The following is a 2,458-nucleotide window of genomic DNA, read 5'->3' as shown; positions in this document are numbered from 1 at the left end:
GGTACCGTCAAGGTACCGCCCTATTCGAACGGTACTTGTTCTTCCCTAACAACAGAGCTTTACGACCCGAAGGCCTTCTTCGCTCACGCGGCGTTGCTCCGTCAGACTTTCGTCCATTGCGGAAGATTCCCTACTGCTGCCTCCCGTAGGAGTCTGGGCCGTGTCTCAGTCCCAGTGTGGCCGATCACCCTCTCAGGTCGGCTACGCATCGTCGCCTTGGTGAGCCGTTACCTCACCAACTAGCTAATGCGCCGCGGGTCCATCTGTAAGTGGTAGCAAAAGCCACCTTTCAACTTCGAACCATGCGGTTCGAAATGTTATCCGGTATTAGCTCCGGTTTCCCGGAGTTATCCCAATCTTACAGGCAGGTTACCCACGTGTTACTCACCCGTCCGCCGCTAATCGTCAGGAGCAAGCTCCCTCAGATTCGCTCGACTTGCATGTATTAGGCACGCCGCCAGCGTTCGTCCTGAGCCAGGATCAAACTCTCCAATAAAGAGTTGATACAGCTCATAAAATGTACTATTTAGTACGTTGTTTGTTAATCGAAATTAACGTTGGCACGCTTGGTTTTGTTTAGTTTTCAAAGATCATTATCATGTCGTTTCGTCTAGAAGCGACTTTCTTAATATATCACTTAACAACTCGATCGTCAATATCTTTTTTGAAATATTTTTTATCATTGTTGTTTGCGATAGTATCGCTCGTAAGCGACGAAAATTAATATAACATGTATATTTTATATAGTCAATAAGAATTCTCGATTTTTTTTAATCATCTAGAAATCTTATTAAGTAAACCTAACAAAAGCTCGTTTCTTTCTTGTAATGCCCTTATTTTTATCCAATTAACATTTCCCAAGCCTTCATCCCTGCTTAATAAATCTTTTACAACATTGATTTCATTCTTAAGTAGATCCTCTAGCTGCATCCTTTCTTTATCATTAAATAAATAATAGATCATTTCCGTCCTCCAAAAGCCATTTAATCTTCATTCTTTCTAATTTCTTTTATTTATAATCATTTTCATTGAAGACAAAGCATAAACTTGTCTCAAGAGTAAGTAGGACGAGGAGGACCATTATGAATCAATTTCATATCATTCATATGAAAAAAATTAAACAACTGGCTTTGATTATGGTGGCTGCTTTCTTTACAGCTGGAATTTTATATGTAGAAAATGTATTGAATTTCCCTGTCTTTTCAACTTCAGACGGCCCTAAAGCCATTTATCGGGGAGAAACGAAAAATAATCAAATTGCTCTAACCTTTGACATTAGTTGGGGAGATGTTAAAGCGGAACCGATTCTTGATACGTTAAAGAAACAAAATATTAATAATGCTACCTTTTTTCTATCCGCTTCCTGGGCTGAGAGACATCCTGATATCGTAAAACGGATTGTTAAAGACGGGCACCAAATTGGCAGTATGGGATATAATTATGAAAATTATCGGGATCTCGAACCAAATGAAGTTAGAAAAGACTTATCACTGGCACAGGAGGTCTTCACAGAACTTGGAGTAAAAAATGTTACATTACTTAGACCACCAAGCGGAGGATTTAATAAGGAAGTACTTTCCATTGCACAAAAACAAGGTTATACCGTTATTCATTATAGTATCGATTCAGATGATTGGACGAATCCTGGAGTAGAAGAAATCGTAAAAAATACAACATCATCTATAAAGGGCGGAGATATTGTCCTCTTACATGCCTCTGACTCAGCAAAACAAACAAATAATGCATTGCCGCTCATTATAGGAGCAATTAAAGAAAAAGGACTTAAAAACGCTTCTGTAGGAGAGCTTATTGCCAACGCTGAGACAAAAACAAAAGAAATTAGATAGAACATAAAAAGAGCTAGTATATACTAGCTCTCAGACCGTAGACAAACCCCATTTCAAATCCTTGATTTGAAATGGGGTTTGCATTTTCTCTTTATTTTCTTAGGCTGGGCATGGATACTTCCATGCCCAGTTTGCCATTTTCTTGAGATTCATGGCAGCAAAAGTTAGCATCGCCTGCATGGCCACTTTTTTAATTCCTCTTAAAGTGGTCCATCGCATGCCATGCTTTTCTTTAGCATCTGCAAAGACACGTTCTATTGTCTCTTTTCGCTTAGCGTATATGTTTTTATTCATTTCTGTATGCCGTAAATGATTAACCTCATCAATTTTATCTTCCCAAATATGTCGGTGAATCATTTTCCTCTTATCCTTACTGTGTGTACATGAATCAAGGAGTGGGCAATCCTTACAAATGGCTGGATTTGATGCGTATTGTCTGTAACCATCTCTGGTCGTTGTGCGGTAAGGAAGTATTTGATCCTTCGGACAAATATAGCAATCATAATATTCATCGTAGACATATTCATATTTTTTCATGAATTCATCTTTAGTGTGGGGTCTTGTGTAAGGCATAACAGGTCTAATTTCTTTGTCCATTAAATATTTCGCAA

At 38.7% G+C, this 2,458-nt stretch carries 3 protein-coding genes and 1 rRNA gene; 1 reads left to right on the top strand and 3 read right to left on the bottom strand.

The features are described from left to right. Both WQ54_RS17650 and WQ54_RS17645 read right to left on the bottom strand, forming a co-directional pair. Positions 1-496: ribosomal RNA gene (locus WQ54_RS17650) — 16S ribosomal RNA — on the bottom strand; the annotation flags it as partial. Between the two features lie 278 nt (positions 497-774). Then, positions 775-963 carry a hypothetical protein gene (locus WQ54_RS17645; RefSeq protein WP_046585931.1) on the bottom strand — a complete coding sequence of 63 codons (189 nt, stop codon included), beginning with the start codon at positions 961-963 and terminating at the stop codon, positions 775-777. Between the two features lie 119 nt (positions 964-1,082). Here WQ54_RS17645 and pdaB point away from each other — a divergent pair, with 119 nt between their 5' ends. Further along, positions 1,083-1,847, top strand: a complete 765-nt coding sequence (gene pdaB / locus WQ54_RS17640; RefSeq protein ID WP_046585928.1) for a polysaccharide deacetylase family sporulation protein PdaB — start codon at positions 1,083-1,085, stop codon at positions 1,845-1,847. 99 nt (positions 1,848-1,946) lie between these two features. Here pdaB and WQ54_RS17635 read toward each other — a convergent pair. Further along, positions 1,947-2,458: transposase (locus WQ54_RS17635; RefSeq protein WP_046585395.1), on the bottom strand; the 512-nt coding region annotated here is incomplete at its 5' end.

It is taken from the genome of Bacillus sp. SA1-12 (assembly GCF_000981385.1).
Taxonomy (GTDB): Bacteria; Bacillota; Bacilli; order Bacillales; family Bacillaceae; genus Metabacillus.
This window is presented reverse-complemented; position numbering and strand designations above follow the sequence as displayed.